Origin of the sequence: uncultured Thiodictyon sp. (genome assembly GCF_903828115.1) — a bacterium.
GTDB lineage: Bacteria > Pseudomonadota > Gammaproteobacteria > Chromatiales > Chromatiaceae > Thiodictyon.
This window is the reverse complement of sequence record NZ_CAIKKU010000259.1, coordinates 1-6,077: the sequence shown is the minus strand read 5'-3', so window position 1 is coordinate 6,077 and position 6,077 is coordinate 1. Positions and strand designations below refer to the sequence as shown.

Below are 6,077 nucleotides of genomic sequence, written 5' to 3'. Positions count from 1 at the left end.
TCTTGATGTGGGGGGTGGCCGGGGCCGGTACCTGCCAGACCTCCATCTCCAGGTTATCCGGCCCGTGGGTGCGGACCCACAGCTCATACCTGGGCATGGCGGCGGCCGGCCGTTCATCGGGCAAACGAGCGGGCAAGGCACTCATGCACTGCCCTCGGCGGTGATGGACACATAGGCCGCCCCGGTGCCGAAGCGGGTCAGACGCTCGCCGAGTTTTTCCGCGGCGTCGCCCGCGAGGGCGAGTCCGGCGTCATCGAAGCGGATGTCGAAGCGGGCTTCGACCACCTTTTCCTTGGCCGCGCGCAGTTGGGGGTCCAGGAAGTCCTTCACCGGTTGCGCATCGGTGGGCGGGCCGTTGAATTCGAGCTCCAAGGTGCCGCCGTCCGTGGTCACATAGCTGCCGCTCAAGGCGACCTGTTTCGTGGCGCCCTGAACGGCCGCGACCAGACCCAGGAGGCGGAAGGCGTCGGTGGCGTCGAAGAGCCGCAACTCGATGGCGCGGATATGGGTGAACTTGCGTGCCCGCGCCCGCTCCCAGAGCTTGGTGAGGGCCTCCTTGAGGACGCCTTCCTCGGTCAGTGTGTTGGACTGGGGCGGGGGATCGACGGTCTTGCCGGTACCGCCGGTCGGCCCGGTTCCACCCGTGCTGTCCGGCTTGCCCGTGCCCATGCCGGTGCCGCCCGTTGTTTCGTCACTGGTGCCTGCCGTCGCGCCGCCGGTGGCCGTCCCCGTGCCGAATCCGGGGACGGGCGTTGGCTCTGCCACCTTCGGCCAGATGCCCTTTTCTTTGGCGTAAGCCGAGGTATGGACGAAGGACTGCTCGTCGATATGGATACTGGCCCAGGGATCGCCCATGCCGCAGGTGAGATCGCCGCTCTGGTAGACGTACTCGCCCAGCTCGATGCCGCGGCGGATGCCTTTCACAAAGCAGTCGTCGCCGACCAGGATGGGCAGGGCCGGGTCCTTCCGGAACTCGGCGCGCAGGGCGGCGGTCGTGATGGTGCCTTTCTTCTTGAGCGGGGTGCGGTCGCGGATATAGGTCGGCGAGTCCGGATCGTCCTCGGGCAGCCGCAGCTTGTTGTTGGCGCGCAGGATTTCGATCACCTGCTTCTGGCCCTGCCCGGGTTTGTTCGAGGCGCCCTGCATGTCGATGGCGGTGTGCGCCAGGTCCAGGTTGGCCCCCTCAATGCGGTGCTTGGAGGCGTAGAGCACATGTCTGTAGCACTGCTGAATCGCCACCGCCAGGTCCGACTCAGAGCCGTGGTACCACCCATTGATCTTGTCCTGCTGGTGCGCAGGGAATTCGTTGAGGCGTTCCGGGCGGCGCAACTCGTTCAGGGCCAGGCGCCGGACCATCTTGTGCTTCATCTCCTCCTTGCGGGCCTGATCGGCCAGCAGGAAGACCAGGTTGTTGCGGTTTTTCCGCAGCCCCCCCGCCACGTCCTTGTACTCATAGATGCGGCCCACCAGTTCCGGGATCGCCAGGTTGTCGCCCGCCACTTCCACCGCGTCGTAACCCAGCAGGACCAGGGCCGGCTTGCCGTCGCCCGCATCGTCCGATACGTCGTAGGGACCGCCGGGGAAGGGGTGGAGGTTGAAGACGGCCCCGCCGAAGATGGATTTGATCCGGTCGTTGAGCTGGGCGCGGGCCTCCCCGGGGTCGACGCGGTGCTCCTCGCGCCGCAGGATCTGCGTCAGGTTGGCCTCGGCGGAGAAGCGCAAGGGCAGGTTCGGGCGGTCGTCCAGATAGGCCGAGCCCTGGACGAAGCGTCGGCGGGCATCGTCGATGAAACTGAGATCCGTGCCGGGGGAGAGGATGGAGTAGCGCAACTCCTCGGGGGTCGCACCCTTGAGGTTTTCGTTGAAGGCCAGGGTATGGAACAGGATCGCCCGACCCAGGTAGGAGCCGTAGGGGGCGAGCCCCTGGTAATGCTCGGCGTCGAGTTGCTGGGCCAGGGCGCTTTGGTCGCCCGGGACGGCGGCGACATCGGCCTTGATGGCGGGAACGAGTTGGCGCTGACCGAGTCTGGTCACGATCTCCTGGCGGATGGGCTCGAAGCCGGGGTCCAGGTGGTGGAGGTGGATGGCGAAGGCGTCCGCGGGGCGCTGCTCCCAGAGCCGGCCGACGCTGCGGGCGAGTAGTCGCAGCATGCCCCGCACCCGCTGGAAATTGCTCAGGGTCGACAGCTTTTCGCGCAGGGTGTCGATGAGTTCGGGGTGCAGTGGATAGCCCGCCGCGAAGGTGTCAAACCGGGAATCGCCGACACCGGCGGGGGGCAACTGGTCTCGGTGCTGCTCCCACAGGTGCCGGTAGGACTCGATCACGGGCGCGGCCCCGGCGTCGTCGATCCGGGTGAACAGCCGACGGCGCAGGATCTTGACCGTCTCGTCTTCCTCCGTGGGATTGAGCAGTGTTGCTTTCCGGGCCGAGACACTCTCGGCCTCTTCCATCTTGTCGGCGATGAATTGGTTCTCGTCGCTGTAGGCGTCGGTGGCCTTTCCGCCCTTGCCGATGGCCAGGGTGTAGACGACCACAGCGTTCGGCGAACTCTCCACGGCCTTGAACAGGGCGCTGAGAAAGGCGGTGAGTTGGCCGCCCGCCGCCTCGCGTTCCGGGACCTTGAGCTTGCGCAGGTAGACCGAGAGCTCGTCCATGAGGATGAGCGTCGGCTCGCCCCCGAACAACTCCCGGATGGTTGCGGCACCGGGTGCGCCGCCCTGCTCGTCGCTGCGGCGCACCCGCTCGTACCCGTCCCGACCGGCCAGGGCATAGGCGATCTCGCCCCAGGGGGTATAGGCGAGCAGCCCGGGCTCCAGGGAGCGGCCACTCAAGGGGTCGGCGTTCTCACCGTCAAAGGCGGCGATCCGGACCTTGCCCGTTGGCAGCAACGCCGGGTCCAGGAATTCGTCGGCGTTCGGCACACCGGCCATCCCGTTGATGGCATGGGTCAGGGCGATCAGGGCGTGGGTCTTGCCGCCACCGTAGTTGGTGTCCAGCCGGAAGATGGACGCCACCTGGTGGGGGTTGCCCGTCAGGCGCAGGCAGACGTTGCGCAGCAGGTCTTTCAGTCCCCGGGTCGGGTGGGTGTTGGCGAAGAACCTGACCGGGTCCAGGTACTCTTTGGGGGCGTCGCCACGCAGGACCTGAGCGAGGTCAGCGGCGAAGTCCGACTCCGAGATGGTCCCCTGGAGCACGTCCTGGCGCGGTTCGCACAGATCGAAGATGGTCGGCAAGGTCATGGTCCGTAAATTCCTACAATCGGCTGGCGTCGTCCGGGGTCGACCTGGGAGTTGAAGCGATGGCGATCCTGGCGCCTCACCACAGGAATTTCTTGAGCGGCAGCCAGTCCCCCGTTTCCCGGTAGGCCGCCTGGGCAAGGAAGAGTTCGGCGGCGGCCAGGGCGTCGCTGAGCGCGTTGTGGGCGCTGTAACGCGGCAGGTTGTAGCGTTCCCCCAGGGAGTGCAGGCGCAGGTCAGAACTCTTGAAGGCGGTCTGGCGCCGCTCGAAGGTGCGGTGCGCCACCACCTGGGTGTCGACCACCCGCACCGGGAGCCCGGCCCGCCACAGACGCCGACAGGCATTGCCGATGAAGCCGCATTCGATGGTCGCGTGATGCGCAATCATCACCTTGCCCGCCAGCACCGGCAGCAGTTCCGCCAGCACGTCCGCCAGTTCCAGACCGCCGGCGGATTGGTCGTCGGTAATCTGGTGGATGACGGCACTCGCCTCCGGGATCCGGCGGTCGATCCGTACCACCCGGTGGCGGGCACTCGCCAGATCGATCCGGTTGCCGTGCATCACCACATAGCCGACGCTCAGGATCAGGTCCCGCTCGGTGTCGAGCCCGGTGGTCTCAAGGTCGATGGCCAGATAATCGGCCGCGCGCCAATCCTGGTCGGTGCGCGGCAAGCGGTGGGCGAGGTAATCCCGCAGCGGCCCCGGCCGGGCGCGCAGGCGCTGCCACTGGCGGCGCCAGTCGAGAAAGGAGGGGACGAAGAACACGCGGTTATTTGATCCGTCTCGTTGATCCGTCTGGTTGATCCATCTAGTTGATCCGACCGGTCTGGTAGCGCTGGGCGAGCGACTCCTGCATGGCGTTGATCAGGAGGAAGGCATCCTTCAGGTGTCCACGCTCCAAGGGCGAGAGCTCATCGGGGGAGAGGAAGTTGTCCGCCTTCTCCCCGCGCCGCAACTGGCCCGCCTGGTGGCGTACCCGCAAGGTTCCGACGAACTCCACCGCGTCGCTGAGATTGGCCGCGCCATCCTTGCTCAGGGCATTGATCCCGGCGGCGGTGCGCAGGCGCTCCAGGGTGTTGGTTTCGGTGATGCCGCTCGACAGGGCATAGACCCGCGCCAGGTCGATGATCGGCACGATCCCCCGGTGCTTGATATTGAAGGTGTGGTCGTGCTCACCGCCCTGGATCAGGACGAAATTGCGGAAGAACCCCAGGGGCGGGCGATTCTTGACGGCGTTCGCGGCCATGTAGGCGATGAAGATCCGATTGTCCTTGGAGAGGTTCAGCACCTGGTCGTGGATCTCCTCGAACAGGCCCTCGGGGTCATGAACCGGGCGCAGGTCGAAGAAGACGCTGGAGAGCATCAGGGCCATCGGCTCGGGGCGCTGGATCCAGGTGTTGAAATATTTCTTCCAGATCCGCAGCGTCTGGCGCCATTTGGGATTTCTGGCCATGACGTCGCCTGGACAATAGACATAGCCGCAGGCGTTGAGTCCGTCGTTGACGATGCTCGCGAGCGCGGCAAAATAGGCGTCGTCCTCCGGCTTCATATGGTCGGCGATCAAGAGCGCATTGTCCTGATCCGAATAGGAGGTCTGCTCGCGCCGCGCCTGGGAGCCGCCGACCATCCAGGCATAGGGAACCGGGGGTGACCCCAATTGCGCCTCGGCGATCTCCAGCAGGCGCCGGGTGATGGCGTCGGTGATGGCGCTGATCGCCTGCCCCACCTGATCCGCGGTGGCCCCGCCGTTGACCATGTGCACCTGCAACTCGCCGACCTTGGAACTGATCTCGATCAGCGTATCCAGGTCCTTCGCATGATGGACGTCGCCCACCAGGTAGACCGAGTTGGAACTCTGGAAGCGCGTCAGGTCCGTGGTCGAGAGGATGCCTGCCACCTTGCCGCCCGACATCACCGGCAGGTGATGTACGTTGAGCCGCGTCATGGTGATCAGGGCCTCGAAACCCAGGGTGTCCACGTTCACCGTTTCCAGCCGCTCGGTCATGATCTCGCGCACCGGCCGATCACTCGGCAGCCCCGCGGCGAGGCACCGCTTGCGCAGGTCCCGGTCCGTGATCAGCCCCGCCAGGTGCTCCCCGACCATGATCAGGAGCGAGGAAATATTGTGCTCGGCCATGACCTGCGCCGCCTCGCGGATGCTGGTTTCGGGGGTGGCCGTGACCAGCGCGCGGTTGATCAGGGTGCCGACCCGCAGGGTCATGAGGCCGGCGCCGGACGCCGGGGCATTGGTCACCGCGTCCAGGGCCCGGCGCAGCCGATGGGCGACGGATTGATCGAAGTGCTCCGCGAAGTGGGCGTGCTGCGCGCGCAGCGCCGTCAGATCCGTACAGGGCAGCAAATAGACCAGGGTGTCCTCGGCGGTGCTGCCCTTCATCGGCACGGCATTCCCGCCGAGCCGACAGGCCATGTCGCAGAGGTCGCCCTCGGCCAGCTTGCCGACCAGGTCCCCCTGGGCGTCGCGCAGTTCCACCGCCCCGCGTCTCAAGATATAGAGATAGGGCTGATCCGCGTCCAACGGCGGAAAGACGCTGCCGCGGCGGATATAGCGCACCGAGAGCCGCTTGGGCAGGCGCTCCAGCGTCTCCGGCGGCAGTTTGTCGAAGGGCGGGTGGCTGGCCAGGAATTCCTGGATTTCAACGAGTTCGACGTCCACGCAGTTCCTCCGGGGTCACAATAAGGCGCTATTAACCAAGATAGCGCCATGTTCGTTGTCGTTGTCGTTGTCGTTGTCGTTGTCGTAATCGAGATTATCGTAGCGCCCAGGATTCTCTCGCACGCCAAATTGCATCGTTTCTCCGATTACGATTACGACAACGAC

General features: G+C 65.8%; 3 protein-coding genes. All 3 read right to left on the bottom strand.

From position 1 onward, the window contains the following. Positions 1-141: 141 nt before the first annotated feature. Positions 142-3,240, bottom strand: coding sequence for a DUF499 domain-containing protein (locus QZY48_RS09840; RefSeq protein ID WP_295430572.1), 3,099 nt, complete (start codon positions 3,238-3,240; stop codon positions 142-144). Positions 3,241-3,316: 76 nt separating this feature from the next. Next, a complete protein-coding gene (locus QZY48_RS09835) occupies positions 3,317-4,003 on the bottom strand; it encodes an exonuclease domain-containing protein (RefSeq protein ID WP_295430571.1) in 687 nt (228 codons plus the stop codon). Positions 4,004-4,046: 43 nt separating this feature from the next. Then, the gene (locus QZY48_RS09830; RefSeq protein ID WP_295430570.1) at positions 4,047-5,912 is read right to left on the bottom strand and encodes a DUF294 nucleotidyltransferase-like domain-containing protein; all 1,866 of its coding nucleotides are present in this window, start codon (positions 5,910-5,912) and stop codon (positions 4,047-4,049) included. Positions 5,913-6,077 lie beyond the last annotated feature (165 nt).